Below are 17,214 nucleotides of genomic sequence, written 5' to 3' on the forward strand. Positions count from 1 at the left end.
CTCCGGCCGTGTGTGTCCTGAACGGGCGCTGCGGGGCGTGCCGTGTCGTCACAATGCCGGCATGTACGCCTTTGCCCTGAGCCTGCATGTCCTGGCGGCCGCCGTGTGGGCGGGGGGCAGCTGTTGCTGGCCCTGGCGGTGTTGCCGCGGGCGCTGCGGCAACGGGCGCCCGAGCTGGTGCTGGCGCACGAGCACGGCACCGGTCGCGTGGTCTGGGCGGCCCTGGTGGCGCTGGTCGCCAGTGGGGTGTGGATGGCGCAGGTGCTGGTGCCCGATGCGCAACGCTGGCTGAGCCTGGACGGCCCTCTGGCCACGGCCATCGCCTGGAAGCTCGGCCTGCTGGTGCTCAGCGTGGCCCTGGCGCTGCACCAGCGCTCGCAGCTGTCGCGCTTGCGGGCCGATCGCCTGCCCGGGTTTGCCTGGCAGGTGGCTGCCAGCAGCCTGCTGGCGGTGGCCATGGTGGTGCTGGGCGTGGCCTTCCGCTGGGGCGGTGTGGGGTTGAGATGATGGAGTATGGCCTGATTGCCGTTTCATGAGAAACGGCAATTGATGCATACTGCCTCAAGAATGACTTGGTGAAAGCGCATGACAGACAGGGCACACGACGCGCCGGGCATCGCCGGCCTGGACGCGCGGCTGCTGGAGCAGCTGGTCACGCGCACCATGCCGTTCGGCAAGCACCAGGGCACGCTGCTGGCGGACCTGCCGGGCCACTACCTCAACTGGTTCGCGCGCACCGGCTTCCCGCCGGGCGAGATCGGCCGTCTGCTGGCGCTGATGCAAACCATCGACCACAACGGCCTGCGCCCGCTGCTGGACCCCTTGCGCCACAAGCCGCGCGAACGGGCACGGCTGCGCCCGCCGGCCCCGCGCGCCTGATGTGGGCTGGGCTTGACGCGATGTCGCACACGTCGGTCGTGTAGGCGCAGGCCACCGCGAGACGGCTTCCCGGCTCGTGCCGCCCAGGCTGCGGGCGGACTCGGCCTCAGGCGCGCGCCTGCAGGCGCTCGACGGCCGCGCGGATCAGCGGCATGCGGTCGTTGCCGAAGTACATGTCATCGCCCCCGACGAAGACCGTGGGGGAGCCGAAGCCGCCGCGCTGCATGACCTCTTCGGTGTTGGCGCGCAACTGGTCCTTGACGGCCGGCTGGGCGATGGCGTCGAACACGCGGCCGGCATCGACGCCGGCGCGCTCGCAGACGCGGACCATCACCGCGTCCTGCGAAATGTCCTGGTTCTCGCCCCAGTACACCTCGAAGGCGGCCTGCGCGAAGTCGACCAGCTTGCCCTCGGGTTCAAGCGCGATGCAGGCGCGCATGGCCTTGACGCTGTTGACGGGGAACACGTCCGGCCGGAAGTGCATGGCGATGCCGAGGTGATGGGCCCAGTCCTTGATGTCCTTGCGCTGGTAGGCCGCCTTGGCCGGCACCGGCCGCTCGCGCGAGGCGTAGACGCTGGGGTTGATGGTGTTGAAGATGCCCCCCACGAGGATGGGGCGCCAGCGCACGGGCACGTTCATCTCGCGCGAGAGCTGGCGCATGCTGTGAAAGCCCAGGTAGGTCCAGGGGCTGGAACAGTCGAAAAAGAACTCGATCATGGCGTGCCTCCAGCCAGGTTGCCGAACAGGTTGCGGCGGGTTTCCTCGTCCATGGTTTTGCCGGCTTTCAGCTCGGCTCCGACCGCCAGACCGGCCTGCACCTGCGGCCGGGCCCGCACGGTGGCAAACCAGCGCTTGATGTGGGGGTAGTCGTCCAGCGTCAGGCCCTGGGCCTTGTGCGTCATGATCCAGGGGAAGCAGGCGATGTCGGCGATGGAGTAGTCGCCCGCCACGTACTCGCCCTGGGCCAGCGCGGTGTTCAGCACGCCGTAGAGCCGACGCACCTCGGTGCTGTAGCGCTCGATGGCGTAGGGGATTTTTTCCTTGGCGTAGAGCAGGAAGTGGCCGTTCTGTCCGGCCATCGGCCCCAGCCCGCTCATCTGCCACATCACCCACTGGATGACGCGGTAGCGCGCCGCCAGCTCGGTGGGCAGCAGCTGGCCGGTTTTCTCGGCCAGGTACATCAGGATGGCGCCGGTTTCGAACACGGACACCGGTCCCGCGCCGGAGGCGGGCGCCGTGTCCACGATGGCCGGGATGCGGTTGTTCGGTGAAATGGCGAGGAAGTCGGGCTCGAACTGCTGCCCGCGCCCGATGTTGACCGGCACGATGCGGTAGGGCAGGCCGATTTCCTCGAGCATGATGGAAACCTTCCAGCCGTTGGGCGTCGGCCAGTAGTGAACGTCGATCATGGTGTCTCCTGGGGGCATGGGAGGGCGGCCAGGCTGCCGTTCATGGACTGCAGGGGCCTGGCGCCGCTCGGACCCAGTCTAGCCAGCCTGGCGCAGGCGCACGATCACGCAGGTGTCCCCCCGTTTGGTCATTCCGGGGGCCATTCCGGGCCGCCGCGCCCGGGGCGTTGGCCCAGGGTCGCCGCGGCAGCCGGCTGCACCGTCACCTCAAAGTCTTTCCGGGTGGCAGCCGATCCCGGGTCTGTCGGATGGCGGACAGCCGAGCGGTCCTGAGCGGCCCGCTCACGGCGTGGCCGGGGTGCGGGCATGGCAAGATGGACCATTTCGCAAGCGGCAAGGGGCCGCCCCCGTGGTGAAAGGTTGAGACATGGCATTGCACGTTCAAATCCGCGAAGTCGGCGGTCCCGAGAAGCTCGAGTTGGTTGACCTCCCGGTCGGCGAGCCCGGCCCTGGCCAGGTGCGCATCCGCCATCACGCGGTGGGCCTGAACTTCATCGATGTCTACTACCGCACCGGCCTGTACAAGGGCAACCTGCCGATCACGCTGGGCGGCGAGGGCGCCGGTGTGATCGAGGCCGTGGGCGACGGGGTGACCCACCTGCGCGTGGGCGACCGGGCGGCCTATGCGACGCAAGCGCAGGGCTCGTACTGCGAGCTGCGCGTGCTGGACGCCCGCACCGTCTGCAAGCTGCCCGACGCGATTGCGTTCGACACGGCCGCGGCCATGATGCTCAAGGGCCTCACGGTGCAGTACCTGCTGCGCAAGACCCAGCCCGTGGGCGGGCTGCAGGCAGGCGACACCATCCTTTGGCACGCGGCCGCGGGCGGGGTGGGCCTGATCGCCTGCCAGTGGGCCAAGGCCATGGGCTTGCGCCTGATCGCCACGGCCGGCACCGATGACAAGTGCCGGCTGGCCCTGGCCAATGGCGCCGCCGAGGCCATCAACTACCGCACCGAGGACTTCGCCGCCCGCGTCAAGGACTTGACGGGCGGGGCGGGCGTGCGCGCCGTGTACGACTCGGTGGGCAAGGACACCTGGGCCGGGTCGCTGGCCAGCCTGGGCGTGTTCGGCCTCATGGCCAGCTTCGGCAACGCCTCGGGCCCGGTGCCGCCCTTCGCGCCGGCCGAGCTGGGCGCCAAAGGCCTGTACGTGACGCGCGGCACGCTGTTCACGCACCTGCGCACGCGCGAATCGGTGCAGGCCATGGCCGACGACCTGTTCCAGATGGTGGGCTCGGGCCAGGTCCAGATCCACATCGACCAGCGCTTTGCCCTGAAGGATGCGGCCGAGGCCCACCGCGCCCTGGAAGCACGCCACACCACGGGGTCGACGATCTTCACGCTGTGAGGCGTGAGCGCCCTGGCTCGGCGACGCGGTTGGCCCGCTGGGCGCTGGCCTCGCTGAGTGCGAGTGCGGATTGAATGATGGCAGTATGGCCTGATTGCCGATGAAGGAATAACGGTAACCGGTCCATACCCCATTCAATGATCAAACAGCGCCCATGAAAAAACCGGCCGAAGCCGGTTGGTGTCAAGCGCGTGGGCGATCACGACAGGTGAGCGCTGATCAGCTTGGTCATCTCGAACATCGTGACCTGATCCTTGCCGAAGATGGGCTTGAGCTTGGCGTCGGCGTTGATGTTGCGCTTGTTGGCGGCGTCTTGCAGGTTGTTGGCCTTGATGTAGTCCCAGACCTTCTTGGTCACTTCGGTGCGCGGCACGGGCGTGCTGCCGATCACGGCTGCCAAGTCGGCGCTGGGGGTCATGGGCTTCATGAACGCCGCACTGGGGGCGCGCTTGGCGGGGGCGGCCGTTTTCGCAGCAGTTTTCTTCGCAGTAGCCATGGATGAAATTTTCCCTTGTGTAAATCCAACGGGTTTGCCGGCAAACCCAACCTGCGCGCCGCTTGCAGCCCAACTCGGCCTGCCGGGGCGCACAACAAGGCGAGCATGCTAACAAGAAAAACAGGGCGCAACGCCCCAGCGGGGCCCCTGAAGTTGTAGGGGGCTGTAAATGTTCCGCAATGGGGCGTCGGGCCCGTGCGCCCGGCGTGAACGCGCCGCACGAGCGGCTGACCGGACCGGCCCGGCACCCACGGCATCGCATGTTGCCGCCGACGAAGGCATCGGGCTTGGCGCGCAGCGGTCCGAACGCGTTGAGGCGAGTGCCCCGCCTTCGGGTCAGGCCGGTCGATGTGCGATGCACGGGCCGCCCCGCATGGCCGCCAAGCCGCTCAGCCCATTCACCGCTTGCCAGGCGCTTGGGTCGCGGTGAGGTGGTCTGGACTCGCGCCAGGGAACGGCGTGTTTGCCAGGGGCGCGGCGCGGGTGTCACGACCCCGAGGCGTGGCGCCCGGTGCCCTGTCAGGATGCACGAGCGCAGCGGGCGCGAGGCCAGCGCCCAGACCACCTGGCCCCGCATGCTCAACGCGCGCGCAGGCCCGTCTGCGGCAGCATGCCGGCCAGTGCCAGCGTGGCGAAGGCCGCGCCGGCGAGGAAGGTGGCGCTGTGGCCGAAGACATCCCACAGCGCACCGGCGATGACGCTCGCCAGCAGCAGGGCGATGCCGGTCAGCAGGTGAAACAGGCCGAACGCCGTGCCGCGCAGCTGGGCCGGCGCGCTGTCGGCCACCAGCGCACCGAACACCCCTTGCGTGAACCCCATGTGCAGGCCCCACAGCACCACGCCAGCGGCCAGGCCCACCCAGCCCGGCGCGAACGCCAGCACCAGGTCGGCCGCGATCAGCAGCACCAGCCCGATCTGGAGCACGCCGGTCCGTCCCAGGCGGTCAGACAGCACGCCAGCCGGGTAGGCCGACACCGAGAACGCCAGCGCCATGACGACCAGCACGGCCGGCGCCCACAGCGCGGGCAGGCCCAGCGACTGGCTGCGCAGGATCAGGAAGGCCTCGCTGAAGCGGGCCAGCGTGAAGACCATGGCCAGCGCCACCACCCACCAGTAGCGGCGGTCCAGCTGGGCCAGCTGTTGCCGGCTCAGGGGCGAGCGCGGCGGCGCGGCGGCCGTCGGCGGTCGTTCGGGTTCGCGCACGAACAGCGCCAGCACCAGCAGGGCCAGCATCGCGGGGATCACGGCTACCCAGAACACGGTCTGGAAATGGCTGGCCGTCAGCCACATCAGCCCAATGGCGAGCAAGGGCCCGAGGAACGCGCCGATGGTGTCCAGCGTCTGGCGCAGGCCGTAGGCGGCGCCGCGCTGCTCGGGCGGCGTGACGTCGGCCACCAGGGCGTCCCGGGGCGCGCCGCGTATGCCTTTGCCCACGCGGTCGATGAAGCGCGCGCCGATCAGCCATTCCAGGCCGGGCGCGAGCGGAAACACCGGTTTGGTCAGCGCCGCCAGCCCGTAGCCCAGCAGCGCCAGGGGCTTGCGCTTGCCCATGCGGTCGCTCCAGGCGCCCGAAAACACCTTGGTGACGGCGGCCGTCGCTTCCGCCATGCCTTCGATGACGCCCACGGCCAGCACCGAGGTGCCGAGCACGGCCACCATGTAGATGGGCAGCAGGGCGTGGATCATCTCGGACGAGATGTCCATCAGCATGGACACAAAGCCCAGTGCCCAGACACTGGGGTGGATGCGCGGCTTGGCGCCTGGCGCCGGGGTGGGGTCAGTGGTCGCCATCGTTGGCCTCGAAGACTTGCCGGGCGTAGCTGTCGAGCAGGGCCTCGCAGTGGCGCAGGCGCTGCTCGGCCTGCTCGGCCAGTGCGGCGCCATAGAAGTCGAGCTTGCGGATGCGGGCCAGCCAAATCTGCAGCTTCTTGAGGTCGGTGTCCTCTTCCTCCAGCTCGGCGTAGGTGAACTTCTGCTTGGCGATTTCCTGGGCGATCTCGGCCTCGAAATCCTGGCAGCGGCCCAGGAACTCCTGGTACTGCTCGTCGCGGTCGGCCTTGAAGCGCTCGATGACCTTGGTCTCCTGGGCCTGGTCCAGGCCCGCGGTTGCCAGGATCACGCAATGGCCGCCCATCGCCGTCACATCGTGCTCCAGCATCTTGAGGCGGCGCGTGTGATCGTCGGTGCGCGGCAGCAGGCACACGCCGTTTTGCAGGTAGACGGCGCCCATGCCCTTGAGCTTGCGCCACAGCGCAATGCGCTTGGTGGTCGGGTCGGCGGGGACCTTGTAGGTCATCAGCAACCAGCGGATGGGTGAATCCATGGATGGTTTTCAGTGAAACGATGGTTGCATGAATTCTATGCGCTTCATTGCACAAAGCAGGGCCTGCGCTGCCGTGGTGGCGGGCATTCGCCTGGGGCTGCTGGATGCACGCGTGGACGTGCAGGTGCGCGGTGGCCGCTTGACCATCGAGTGGTCGGGCGACCTGGCGGCGCCAGTGTTCATGACGGGCCCGCATGGGGGCGCCTGGCCCGTCATCAAGTCCCGTGTCCAGCCACGGCGCCAACGCATGCCACGCGGCGAACGGTGCACCGGGCCACAACGGCAACAGGACCTACTGCCTATGAAGCACGGGACGCGCAGGGCAGCAGGCGGCCGCATGGGGACCGGCATGGGGGCCAGGCCACACGGGAAGGATCGGACGGCCGGGGGGATTCCTCAGGGCGTTGTGCACCCCAGCGTCAAGGCGGCGAGTGGAGTCCTCATCGGCGCAGCCGATCTGCCGTGGGTGCTTCAGGTGCAGCCCAGTCGCTCGGCCGGCCAGGTGCCGGGGCGCAGCACGAGGCGGCGCTCAGCGAGCCTCCAGCGGCACCTTCAGGACGTTGCGCCGCAGACGGTCCCGCCATGGTTCCATCTTCGCCGGCGCCTGCGGATTCGGTCATGCATGACTCAGACCTCATGCTGGCGCTGTGAATGCGATGCAGCAGTATGGGGTTGTTTCCGTTTACTCAATGACGGAAATCAGGCCATACCCCTTGGGATGTTGGCTGGAGGTCGCTCCGCGCCCGGGGACGCCGCGACCTCAATTGTGCTTGCGCACGGCTTGCCAGGTCCAGGTGCCGGCGCTGGCGCTCTGGGCCGTGCCCTGGATCTGGCCGGGGGTCACCAGGCGGCCGTCGAAGGTGGCAAAGCCGTCGTTGAAGGTGATCTGCACCTGTTCGCCGTTGCGGGTCCAGCGGTCGTTGTCGGGCGTGTTGTCGTGCGGGTTGTTGCTGCGCAGCACGCCGTCCGCCGCGAAGGTGATGTCGTACGACCCCTTGTAGCCCGGGGTGTCGTAGCTCAGGTGCCAGGTGCTGCCTTCAAAGCGCTCGGCGCCGGCGCTCTGGCAGCCGGCCAGCGCCAACGCCGTGGCGCCCGCCGCGAGGCCCGCGGCCAGGCGCTTCGCGCGTGGGCGCCCCGCGCCTGCGTGCTCAGAAGCCGGGCTTGGGTGTGAGAGGGGGCGGAGTGGCGAGTTCATGGCGTCGACTCAGTGGTCGGCATGGTTGCTGGCCATGATGCGGTCGGTGTAGGCGATGGCCATGGCCGACAGCAGGAAGGCGATGTGGATGGCCGTCTGCGCGATCAGCACCTTGTCGGTGTAGTTGTCGGCGTTGATGAAGGTCTTGAGCAGGTGGATGGAGCTGATGCCGATGATGGACATGGCCAGCTTGACCTTCAGCACCGACGCGTTCACGTGGCTCAGCCATTCGGGCTGGTCGGGGTGGCCGTCCAAGTCCAGCCGGCTGACGAAGGTTTCGTAGCCGCCGACGATGACCATGATGAGCAGGTTGGAGATCATCACCACGTCGATCAGCGCCAGCACCACCAGCATGATCACGGTCTCGTTCAGCGTGGTGATGGGGGCATCGGTCTTGTAGCCGATGCTGGTGATCAGCGCCTGCAGGGCCTGCTGGTTGCCGAACACGGCCTCTACCAGGTGCAGCAGCTCGACCAGGAAGTGGTAGACGTACACGCCCTGCGCAATGATCAGGCCCAGGTACAGCGGCAGCTGCAGCCAGCGGCTGGCGAAGATCAGGGCATGAAGTTGGCGGATGGGGCCGTGGCGGGGACGAACAGCGGCGCGGGAGGGGTGGGCGGGGTCTGACATGACATGGCGCGAAGAGGAGAGGCGCCGATTCTAGTGAGGCTGGCTCATCTCCCCATGACGGACCGGACAAGCGGCGCGCGGGGCGGCCAGCGGCTGCAACGGGGCCACTAAACTTACGCCCGGCGCGGCTGGGCGGTGACTCGTCCCGGGAACGCGCCTTTGTTTTGCCCTTCCAAAGGACGGCTGGCTTGGAACTGCTGCATTTCTTGATCGATTTCATCCTCCACGTGGACAAGCACCTGGAGGCCTTCGTCACCACCTACGGCATGTGGGTGTACGTGTTGCTGTTCGTCATCGTCTTCGTCGAAACCGGCGTCGTCGTCATGCCTTTTCTGCCGGGCGACTCGCTCATGTTCGTGGTGGGCGCCATGTGCGGCGTGGGCCTCATGGACTACCACATCGCGATTCCGCTGCTGCTCGTGGCGGCCATCCTGGGCGATCAGTGCAACTACTCCATCGGCCGCTACCTGGGGCCCAAGGTCTTCCAGTGGGAGGATTCGCGGCTGTTCAACAAGCGGGCCTTCAACCAGGCCCACGCCTTCTACGAGCGCTATGGCGGCATCACCATCGTGCTGGCGCGCTTCATGCCGTTCATCCGCACCTTTGCGCCCTTTGTGGCCGGCGTGGCGCACATGAGCCGTGCGCGGTTCACGGCCTACAACGTGCTGGGGGCCGTGCTGTGGGTGGTGGGCATCTGCACGGCGGGCTACTTCTTCGGCAACCTGCCCTGGGTGCAGGCCAACCTCGAAAAAATCATCTGGGGCCTGATCCTGATTCCGGGCCTGCTGGCCATCTTCGGCGCCTGGCGCGCCGGCCGCCAGGAGAAGGCTCGGGCGGCACAGGCGCCTTGATGGTCTAGGGAGTATCAATCCTTTGCCGTTGTTCATTCAACGGTTAAGGGTGGATACTGCGCATGTTGGAGGGCGACCTCGGTGGCCCGATCCGAGCGGTGGCGGCCCCAACGGCGGACCGATGCGCCCCAGGCGGGCGCGTGCAGCTCAGGGCTTGCGGAAGTTGTAGTCGAACACCTCGTCGCGCAGGTCGATGGCCGGGAACTCGTCCTTTTCGCCCCAGTAGTCCTGCGTGTGCTGCCACTCGCGCGTGTTGCCGCTCTTGGGCAGCAGGTGCAGGTCGCGCATCAGGTAGCCGGGGTTGAAGTTGTCGCCCTCGATCCAGTTGCCCAGCGGCATGTCCTGCTCTTGCGGGCGCAGGCGCGGCACCACGCGTTGGGCGCCAACTTCATCCATGTGGTTGAGCAGGCGGCAGACGAAGTCGGCCACCATGTCGGTGCGCAGGGTCCAGCTGGCGCGGAAGTAGCCGAACACCCAGGCCATGTTGGGAACGCCGGTGAACATCATGCCGCGGTAGGTCACCGACTGGGCAAAGTCCAGGGGCTGGCCGTCGATGCTGAACGGGATCTCGCCCAACACGCTGAGGCGGAAGCCCGTGGCCGCGACCACGATGTCGGCCTGCAGCGTCTCGCCCGACTTGAGCGCGATGCCGTCGGCCGTGAAGTGGTCGATTTCATCGGTGACCACGGTGGCGTTGCCCTTGCGGATTTCCTCGAACATGTCGCCGTCGGGGATGAAGGCCACGCGCTGCTGCCAGGGGCGGTAGCGGGGCGTGAAGTGCGGCTCGATCGGGAAGTCATCGCCGAGCTGGGCGCGCACGCCGGCCAGCAACTCGTTGCGGACGCGGTCGGGCTCCTCGCGCGAGCGGCGGTCGAAGATGGCGCCGTCCATGAGCACCTTCTTGCGGATGATGGTGTGGATCCACATCGGGTCGATCTCGAGCCGGCGCAGTTCGTTGGCCAGGTCGTTCGAGTTGCGGCCCGAGACGAAGAAGGTGGGCGAGCGCTGCAGCATGGTGACCTGCGCGCCCAGGCGCGCCAGCCCGGGCACCACGGTGGCCGCCGTGGCTCCCGAGCCGATGACCACCACGCGCTTGCCCTCGACCTTCAGGTCCTCGGGCCAGGTCTGGGCATGGATCAGCTGGCCCTGGTAGTCCTGCATGCCGGGCCATTCCGGCAGGTAACCCTGGTCGTGGTTGTAGTAGCCCTGGCACATCCACAGGAAGTTGGTGGTGAAGCGCAGCCGCTCACCCGTGTCCAGCCGCGTGGCGCTCACGGTCCACTGGTTGTCGGCGGTGGACCAGGCGGCGCCCGTGATCTGGTGCCGGTAGCGGATGTGCTGGCCCAGGTCGTTCTCCTCGATCACTTCGCCCATGTAGCTGAGGATTTCCTCGGCTGTGGCGATGGGCTTGCCCATCCAGGGCTTGAAGCGGTAGCCGAAGGTGTAGAGGTCGCTGTCCGAGCGCACGCCGGGGTAACGGTGGGTGTGCCAGGTGCCGCCAAAGCTCTCCTTGCACTCCAGCACCACGTAGCTCTTGGTCGGGCACTGGGTTTTCATGTGGTAGGCCGAGCCCACGCCCGAAATGCCCGCGCCCACGATGAGCACGTCGAAATGGCCGGCGTTGGTGGCGGGCTGGGCCAGGTCCTGGGCCTGTGTCGCTGCGTTCATGTCTGTCTCCTGTTGGTGTGTGTCGTTGGGGTGCTTACAGGCCGCCCACGCCGGGGAACACGACGACGCTGCGCGCCACGGTGCCGGCCTTCATGGCGTCGAAACCTTCGTTGATGGCTTCGAGCGGGATGCGCTGCGAAATCAGCTCGTCCAGTTTGAGCTTGCCCTGCAGGTACAGCTCGACCAGGCGCGGGATGTCCTGCGTCAGGCGGTTCGAGCCCATCAACGAGCCCTGCAGGCGCTTTTCGGTGATGAACTCGGTGCCCGGCAGCTCGACCTTGACCTGCGGGCGGAACAGGCCGATCACCGTGGCCGTGCCACCCGGCGTCAGCATGGCCCAGCATTGCTCGGTGGCCGTCTTGTTGCCAATGCACTCGAAGGCGTACTCCACCCCGCCGCCGGTGAGGGCCTTGACCGCTGACACCGGATCGACCTGGGAGGCGTCGATCACATCGGTGGCGCCAAAAGTCTGGGCCAGGGTCAGCTTGTCGGCCAGCAGGTCGATGGCGATGATGCGCGCTGCGCCGGCAATGGCCGCGCCGTTGATCGCCGCCAGGCCCACGCCGCCGCAGCCCACCACGGCCACCGTGGCGCCCGGCTCGACGCGGGCGCTGCGGAAGACGGCGCCCGTGCCCGTGATGACGGCACAGCCCAGCAGGGCCGCACGGTCCAGCGGAATCTCGGGCCGCACCTTCACCAGCGCATTGGGGTGCACCAGGATTTTTTCGGCGAAGCCCGAGAGGTTGTAGTTCTGCGCCACGGGCTTGCCGCCCATGGACAGGCGCTTGGCCACGCCGGGCGCCATCTTCACCTCGGGGTTGGCGCACAGCACCTGGCGGCCCGACACGCAGACCGGGCAATGGCCGCAGAACACCGAGAGGCAGCCCACCACGTGGTCGCCCGGCTTCAGGCCGGTCACCTGCGAACCCACGGCCTCGACCACGCCGGCCACCTCGTGGCCCAGCACCATGGGCAGGGGCACGTCACGCAGGCCCTGCATCATGTGCAGGTCGCTGTGGCACAGGCCCACGGCCGCGGTGCGCACCAGCACCTCGTTCGCGCCGGGTTGGGCCACATCCACGTCGCGGATGGCGAGTGGGGCGTCGAATTGCTCCAGAACAGCGGCTTTCATGCACGGGTCTCCAGGGATTGGTTGTTATGGGGTATGGGTCAGTTGCAGTTCATGATTGAACGGAAATGGATGAATACTGTCAACAGTGATTCAGGCGTCCAGGTGCCGCTCGATGAGGTCGAGCAGGGCTTCGGGCTGCTCCAGCATCACCAGGTGGCCGCAGTCCAGGCTTTCGAAGCGCGCACCGGCGATGCCGTCGGCCAGCTCGCGGCAATGCTCGGGCGGCACCAGGCGGTCCTGCTGCATGGCGATCACCAGGGTCTGGGCCTGGATCTTGGGCAGCAGGGCGCGGATGTTCACGGTGGCGTCCAGCTCGGCCTGGCGGGCGCCGCCCTCGGCCAGCAGGCCGGTGAAGCGGTCCAGCGACACGGCAATCACCTCGGGCGGGCTGAGCTGGAAGAACTGCTCGGAGAGCCCGTTGACCAGCAGCAGCCGCGCCAGCTGGCGCTTGTCGGTGCGCGACAGCCCGGCCCACAGGTCGAACTGCAGCCGCATGCGCGCGTCGGTCTGCGCCCAGCCGCCCAGCAGCACCAGCCGGCGCACGCGGTCCGGCATGGCGGCGGCGGCCCCTGCGGCCACCACGGCGCCCAGCGAGTAGCCCACGATGTCGATCTCGCCGTCCGGGGCCAGGCCCGCCGTGGCCACGGCCTGGGCCACCAGCACGTCCAGCGAAATCGCCTGGCCGTGGTCCTCCGTCTCGCCCGAGCCCAGCATGTCGAAAGCCAGGCAACGGCGTTTGGCCGACAGGCGGGGCAGCAGCGCCGCCCAGCCCATTTCGGCGCTGGACGAGGTGCCGTGGATGAGCAGGGTGGGCCGGCCCTGGCCGTCGTCGAGGACGCTGGTCTGGACGGAGGGGACGTTGACGGTCACACGAGGCATGGCGTTCCTTGAAAAGTGGCGAAAAGGCGTTGAGGAAGGACAGCGGGGAAAGACAGCGGGGAAGACCACAGGGACTGCGCTCAGCCCGAGCTTGCGCGCGGGGCCGCACGCCGTCGCGCCGGTGGCGCAGCGGGTGACGTGGCAGCGGGGGAATGGGGCGAAGCGGGTGCAGCGGCGCCGGTGGATGGCGTGGCGGACTGAGCGGCTTCCGCGGCTGGTGTGGGTTCAGGCAGGCCCAGGTATCGCGTCACCAGGCCATACAGCATGTCGACCAGGGCCTCATGCTCCCGTGGCATGGGGGCCTGGGCGTTGTACATGCCGTTGAAGTGTGCGCCGCGCGCGGCGTAGATGCCGAACATCACGCGCTGCTCCCAATCGGGGATGGCGGTGACCTCGGGGTGGCGCGCCAGTGCCGCCACCAGGCGTCGCGTGGCGTCGTTGCCCAGGCGGCCCACGGGCTCCCAGGCGCTGGGGTCGACCAGGGCCCGCCGCAGCACGGCCCGGAATACGCCGTGGCCGTTTTGCTGCACGCGCACGGCCAGGTCGACGAAGGCGCGGATCACCGCATGGGGCGAGGCGTGCTCGGCCGTGGCCTTGGCCAGCAGGCGATCGGTGTCTTCGCGGATGCGGTCGAACCCGCGCGCGAGCACCGCCTGCACAAAGCTCTCGCGATCGCCGAAGCGGAAGTAGAGCGCCCCAATCGAGGTGCCGGCCCGCTCGGCCACGGCCTGCATGGACAGGCCCTCAAAACCGTGTTCTTCGAAATGCGCCAAGCCCGCATCCAGCAAGGCCGACTCCGTGGCCTGGCTGCGTGCCTGCTGGGCTTGTCTGCGCACCTTGCTGACGACCTCGGGGGTGACCAACATGGCGTCTCCTGATAACCAGAACCGAATTTATGGTTTTGGTTATAGAAGCGGCGCGCCTGCGTCCGAGTCGCGTGCAGGACAGCGGGCGCCTGCGCCCCCCACATTGCCGGGCGGTTGTTGAAATGCATGGTGCCGAGTCTTGTGGGCTCGTCCATCCAGGGGGCAGCCTGCAGGTTGGGGGTGGGCGGCCCATGGCGGCGCCCTGCACGGCCTCGCAACGCGGTGTGCCGGGGGCGTCGGCTGCAGGACGCGAGTTTGGGCGAGGGGTGTTCGGCGGGGCGGGCGCGACCCCCGATCACGTCGAGGCCGGTGGCCGGCGCGTGCGCAAGCCAGCCGAGGTCACCGTGCGCGTGGCGCTGAACAGGGGTCCGCAGGGCCAGGCCAGGGCCGCCTGGGTGACGCCGCGTTGGGGCATGACCTGGCACGGGCGCTGGACCGTGCGTCCGCTGGCGTTGCACCCGACCGAGGCGCGGTTCACAGCACGGTGCCCAGGTTCATCCCGCGCGACAGGTGTTGCAGGTGTTTCGCGACACGGGCGTGGCGCACCTGGTCAGCACCCTGTGGGGGCTCGGTTTTGGCATCCCGTGACGCTTGTCGCCTGGATGGCCTGGGTCTGGCACGGCGTTCGGGGCTGCCGCATGCCCGAGTGGCGAGGCCACCCTGCCGGGACGCGGCCGGGCCGAATGGCGCCGCGAGGACGCCGACCCAGGGCCGGCATTGGCGGCGTGCGCCGCGTCAGGCCTGAGCCTGATCCGGGGTGTCGGGCGGTGCGGCGGGGGCTTCAGCTGCGGTGTCGGCGGGCGCAGTGTCGGCAGACCCGGCCTCGGCGGCCACGGCCACCGGCTCGGCGGGCGTGCGTTCCCGGCGCTGGGCGATCTGGGCGCAGCGCGTCAGCGCCCGTTGCACGGCCTGGGGGCGCATGCCGTACATCTCGCCAAAGGCTTCGGGCGACTGGCCGCTGGCTTCGAATGTGCGGCGCAGGGCTTCGGCCTTGGCGTCGAGTTCGGCCACTTCGGCAAACGCGTCGTCGAGCGCCGCGTTCGCCTCGGCGTTGCGGCCGCGCACCAGCAGGTCGTAGGACTCGCGCGTGAGGCCGCTGGCTTCGAAGGCGATGACGATGCGGCGGCGCAGCTTCTGACCCTGGTCTTCGCCGTCGCGGGGCTTGCGACGGCGGAAGACCTCGAGCAGGGCGTGGTGCACGTGTTCGGGGGCCATGGCCTCGACCACCTCACCCTGCAGGCTGTGGCGGGGCATGCCCTGCGAGACGGCGTTCAGGTAGCGGTACGAGCGTGTGTGCAGGCCCAGCGCGACCTTGAGGCCGGCGTGGTCCAGGCCCTCGGGGTGGGCAGCCACCAGGTCCTGGTAGATGCCGCGCTTGAGGGGCAGCGGCTGTTCGCCGAACAGCTGCGGGTAGAGCTCGCGCAGCTGCACCAGCACCGGGTGCAGGGGGCGGGCGGGCTTGGCTTCGGCGACGGCCGGTGCACGGCGTTCGTTGCGAGGGCCGGAGCCACGCTGGCCGTCACCACGGGGGGCCTCGCCTCGTGGCGCGCGGTTGCCGCGTGGGCCCTGCGAGCCGCGGGGGCGCTGGCCACCTGCGTTGCGGCGGGCATGCTGCGGCTTGCGGCCGGGGGTGCCGGGCTGGGCGAATTCGCTGGCAGCCGCCGCGTCGGCGTCATCCGACGGGGCGTCGCCGCGTGCCTGGCGCAGTTCGCGGCTCAGGGCGCGCAGCGCGTCGGCGCCGGCTGCATCGCCCAGGGTCGCGCCGCGCGACGCGGGGCGTGGCCGTGCGTTGGCAGGGGCAGGGCTGGTCACGGCAGGTGTGGGTGCGTTGGCGGGGGCGTGGGCATCCACGGGCTGCGGGGCTGGTGTGTCGTTCATGAGCTGGGCCGATGCCTGGGCATCGGCATCTGCGGGGGGAGCAATGCGGGTCGGAAATGGCGCGCGGCGGTCAGGTTGCCCAGGGGGCCGCTGACCGCGCGCGAGGCCGACATCATGCCAGCCTTGTGCCGCTGCCCGTGCAGGAGCAGGCCCCAGGTGTGCACGCTGCGCCGCTGCGGTGACGGCTTTGCAACGTTTGCCGGTGTTTCGCATGCGCGTCTGCGGGATACAGTGCGCGCTGTGGGACCGCGCCCCGATCCGGTGCGCGGCCTGCCCAACCCTGACGCACCACCGTGATTCGCACCACAGATTGGCCGGCTTTGCTGGCGGGCTTCATGGCCACCCTCAGCGGCGTCGGCCTGAGCCGATTCGCCTACACCGCTTTGCTGCCCCAGGTGGTGCACGCCGGCTGGTTCACGGGCGAGCAGGCGGCTTACATCGGCGCGGCCAACCTGCTGGGCTACCTCGTCGGCGCGCTGGCGGCCGCGCCGCTGGCCGATCGCTGGCCCGCCAAGCGCGTGTTGCTGGCGGCCTGGCTGGTGGTGACGGTCAGCTTCCTGGCCGAATGCGTGGCCCAGCCCATGTCGGTGTTCTTCTTCTGGCGCTGCGCAGCGGGTGTGGCGGGGGGCGTGCTCATGGTGCTGGGCCCCTCACTGGCGATGGCGGCCACGCCCGTGGCCCGGCGCGCCACGCTGGGGCCCATGATGTTCTGCGGCATCGGCTTTGGTGCCCTGATTTCGGCCAGCCTGGTGCCGGCGCTGGCCAGCCTCAGCCTGTCGGCGGCCTGGCTGGCCCTGGCCGCCGTCTGTGGCCTGGCCACCTGGGTGGGCTGGCGCGCGCTGCAGCGGCTGGACGAGGCGGTCGCGCCCGTGGTGGTTGCAGGGGGTGAAGGCAGTAAGGGGGAATCTGCGTCTGCAGGACAAACGGTATCGGTCATTACCCCCCATCTTCAGGCAGCTGCGATGGCCTCGACCTGGACGTTGGCCGTGGTGTTGCTGCTGCTGGCCTACATGACCGATGGCTTCGGCTTCGTGCCGCACACGGTGTTCTGGGCCGATTACCTGGCGCGCGAACTCAACCTGGGCACGGGCTATGCGTCGGCCCAGTGGGCGTTCTTTGGCCTGGGCGCCATCGTCGGGCCCTTGACCCTGGGGCTGGCCGCCAGCCGCTGGGGGTGGTGGCGCGTGGGCGTGGCGGCCTTTGCCCTCAAGGCGCTGGCGATCGGCCTGCCGCTGTGGGGGGCCAGCGCGGCCGTGCATGCCGTGTCCGGCCTGCTGGTGGGGGCCTTGTCGCCCGGCATGTCGGCGGTGGTGTCGGGCTATCTGATGCAGCTCATTGGCCCGGCGCAGCACAAGCGCATGTGGGGCCTGTCCACGGCCGGGTTCTCGTTGACGCAGGCCGCGTCTGGCGCCTTGATGGCCTGGCTGTACACCCAGCTGGGGGCGTACCGGCCCCTGTTCGCCATCGGCTGCGCCGCCCTGTGGCTGGGCTGCGCCATGGTGGTCGCCATGCGGTGGTGTCGCCCCGCCCGGCTGGCTTAGCCCCGTCCGGGGTGGCGGCGATGGCAGGGCTGCGAACCGCGCGGGCAGACACAAGTACCTCGAAAGCATGCGTGCCGCAAGCCCGCCCGGGCAGGGCGTGGGCGAAAGGCCGATGGGG

General features: G+C 69.0%; 17 protein-coding genes and 1 pseudogene. 6 read left to right on the forward strand and 12 right to left on the reverse strand.

What is annotated here, in order from left to right:
- Positions 1-105 precede the first annotated feature (105 nt).
- Both CCO03_RS05790 and CCO03_RS05795 read left to right on the forward strand, forming a co-directional pair.
- Complete coding sequence (locus CCO03_RS05790) at positions 106-507, forward strand: hypothetical protein (RefSeq protein ID WP_087278448.1); 402 nt, start codon at positions 106-108, stop codon at positions 505-507.
- Between the two features lie 156 nt (positions 508-663).
- Positions 664-879, forward strand: coding sequence for a DUF3820 family protein (locus tag CCO03_RS05795; protein ID WP_418236052.1), 216 nt, complete (start codon positions 664-666; stop codon positions 877-879).
- A gap of 106 nt (positions 880-985) precedes the next feature.
- On the opposite strand, the gene CCO03_RS05800 is transcribed toward CCO03_RS05795, so the two are convergent.
- Positions 986-1,597, reverse strand: coding sequence for a 2-hydroxychromene-2-carboxylate isomerase (locus CCO03_RS05800; protein ID WP_087278454.1), 612 nt, complete (start codon positions 1,595-1,597; stop codon positions 986-988).
- On the reverse strand, positions 1,594-2,289 hold the full coding sequence (locus CCO03_RS05805) for a glutathione binding-like protein (RefSeq protein WP_087278458.1): 696 nt from the start codon (positions 2,287-2,289) through the stop codon (positions 1,594-1,596). Before CCO03_RS05805 ends, CCO03_RS05800 begins: the two co-directional genes overlap by 4 nt.
- Before the next feature lie 367 nt (positions 2,290-2,656).
- Between CCO03_RS05805 and CCO03_RS05810 the strand changes: the two genes are divergently transcribed.
- Entirely contained in the window at positions 2,657-3,637 is a 981-nt protein-coding gene (locus CCO03_RS05810; RefSeq protein ID WP_087278462.1) for a quinone oxidoreductase family protein, read from the forward strand.
- Between the two features lie 199 nt (positions 3,638-3,836).
- Here CCO03_RS05810 and CCO03_RS05815 read toward each other — a convergent pair whose 3' ends face one another.
- The 3 genes from CCO03_RS05815 to CCO03_RS05825 form a co-directional block, all read right to left on the reverse strand.
- A complete protein-coding gene (locus CCO03_RS05815) occupies positions 3,837-4,133 on the reverse strand; it encodes an SWIB/MDM2 domain-containing protein (protein WP_087278465.1) in 297 nt (98 codons plus the stop codon).
- Positions 4,134-4,712: 579 nt separating this feature from the next.
- Positions 4,713-5,924 (reverse strand): MFS transporter, encoded by a 1,212-nt coding sequence (locus CCO03_RS05820; protein ID WP_087278468.1) that lies wholly within the window; start codon positions 5,922-5,924, stop codon positions 4,713-4,715.
- Positions 5,911-6,456: a Chromate resistance protein ChrB gene (locus CCO03_RS05825; protein WP_087278471.1), complete on the reverse strand. Its 546-nt coding sequence runs from the start codon at positions 6,454-6,456 to the stop codon at positions 5,911-5,913. Before CCO03_RS05825 ends, CCO03_RS05820 begins: the two co-directional genes overlap by 14 nt.
- A 61-nt stretch (positions 6,457-6,517) precedes the next feature.
- Between CCO03_RS05825 and CCO03_RS19525 the strand changes: the two are divergent.
- Positions 6,518-6,649, forward strand: a pseudogene (locus tag CCO03_RS19525) (diaminopimelate epimerase); the annotation flags it as partial.
- A gap of 567 nt (positions 6,650-7,216) precedes the next feature.
- Here CCO03_RS19525 and CCO03_RS20055 read toward each other — a convergent pair.
- Together CCO03_RS20055 and CCO03_RS05835 are read right to left on the reverse strand one after the other, a co-directional pair.
- Positions 7,217-7,651, reverse strand: coding sequence for a hypothetical protein (locus CCO03_RS20055; protein ID WP_169717431.1), 435 nt, complete (start codon positions 7,649-7,651; stop codon positions 7,217-7,219).
- Positions 7,652-7,660: 9 nt separating this feature from the next.
- Positions 7,661-8,281 (reverse strand): TIGR00645 family protein, encoded by a 621-nt coding sequence (locus CCO03_RS05835; protein ID WP_087278478.1) that lies wholly within the window; start codon positions 8,279-8,281, stop codon positions 7,661-7,663.
- A gap of 188 nt (positions 8,282-8,469) precedes the next feature.
- Between CCO03_RS05835 and CCO03_RS05840 the strand changes: the two genes are divergently transcribed.
- Positions 8,470-9,132 carry a DedA family protein gene (locus CCO03_RS05840; protein WP_087278482.1) on the forward strand — a complete coding sequence of 221 codons (663 nt, stop codon included), beginning with the start codon at positions 8,470-8,472 and terminating at the stop codon, positions 9,130-9,132.
- Between the two features lie 147 nt (positions 9,133-9,279).
- On the opposite strand, the gene CCO03_RS05845 is transcribed toward CCO03_RS05840, so the two are convergent.
- The 5 genes from CCO03_RS05845 to CCO03_RS05870 all read right to left on the reverse strand — a co-directional run bounded on the left by CCO03_RS05845 (position 9,280) and on the right by CCO03_RS05870 (position 15,555).
- Positions 9,280-10,800: a flavin-containing monooxygenase gene (locus CCO03_RS05845; RefSeq protein WP_087278485.1), complete on the reverse strand. Its 1,521-nt coding sequence runs from the start codon at positions 10,798-10,800 to the stop codon at positions 9,280-9,282.
- Positions 10,801-10,834: 34 nt separating this feature from the next.
- Complete coding sequence (locus tag CCO03_RS05850) at positions 10,835-11,932, reverse strand: Zn-dependent alcohol dehydrogenase (protein WP_087278487.1); 1,098 nt, start codon at positions 11,930-11,932, stop codon at positions 10,835-10,837.
- 90 nt (positions 11,933-12,022) lie between these two features.
- The gene (locus CCO03_RS05855) at positions 12,023-12,811 is read right to left on the reverse strand and encodes an alpha/beta fold hydrolase (protein WP_087278490.1); all 789 of its coding nucleotides are present in this window, start codon (positions 12,809-12,811) and stop codon (positions 12,023-12,025) included.
- Positions 12,812-12,891: 80 nt separating this feature from the next.
- The gene (locus tag CCO03_RS05860; protein ID WP_087278493.1) at positions 12,892-13,677 is read right to left on the reverse strand and encodes a TetR/AcrR family transcriptional regulator; all 786 of its coding nucleotides are present in this window, start codon (positions 13,675-13,677) and stop codon (positions 12,892-12,894) included.
- 735 nt (positions 13,678-14,412) lie between these two features.
- On the reverse strand, positions 14,413-15,555 hold the full coding sequence (locus CCO03_RS05870; RefSeq protein WP_087278500.1) for a ProQ/FINO family protein: 1,143 nt from the start codon (positions 15,553-15,555) through the stop codon (positions 14,413-14,415).
- Positions 15,556-15,848: 293 nt separating this feature from the next.
- Between CCO03_RS05870 and CCO03_RS05875 the strand changes: the two genes are divergently transcribed.
- On the forward strand, positions 15,849-17,096 hold the full coding sequence (locus tag CCO03_RS05875) for a YbfB/YjiJ family MFS transporter (protein ID WP_236904043.1): 1,248 nt from the start codon (positions 15,849-15,851) through the stop codon (positions 17,094-17,096).
- Positions 17,097-17,214 lie beyond the last annotated feature (118 nt).

It is taken from the genome of Comamonas serinivorans, from assembly GCF_002158865.1.
GTDB classification, from domain to species: Bacteria; Pseudomonadota; Gammaproteobacteria; order Burkholderiales; family Burkholderiaceae_C; genus Comamonas_E; species Comamonas_E serinivorans.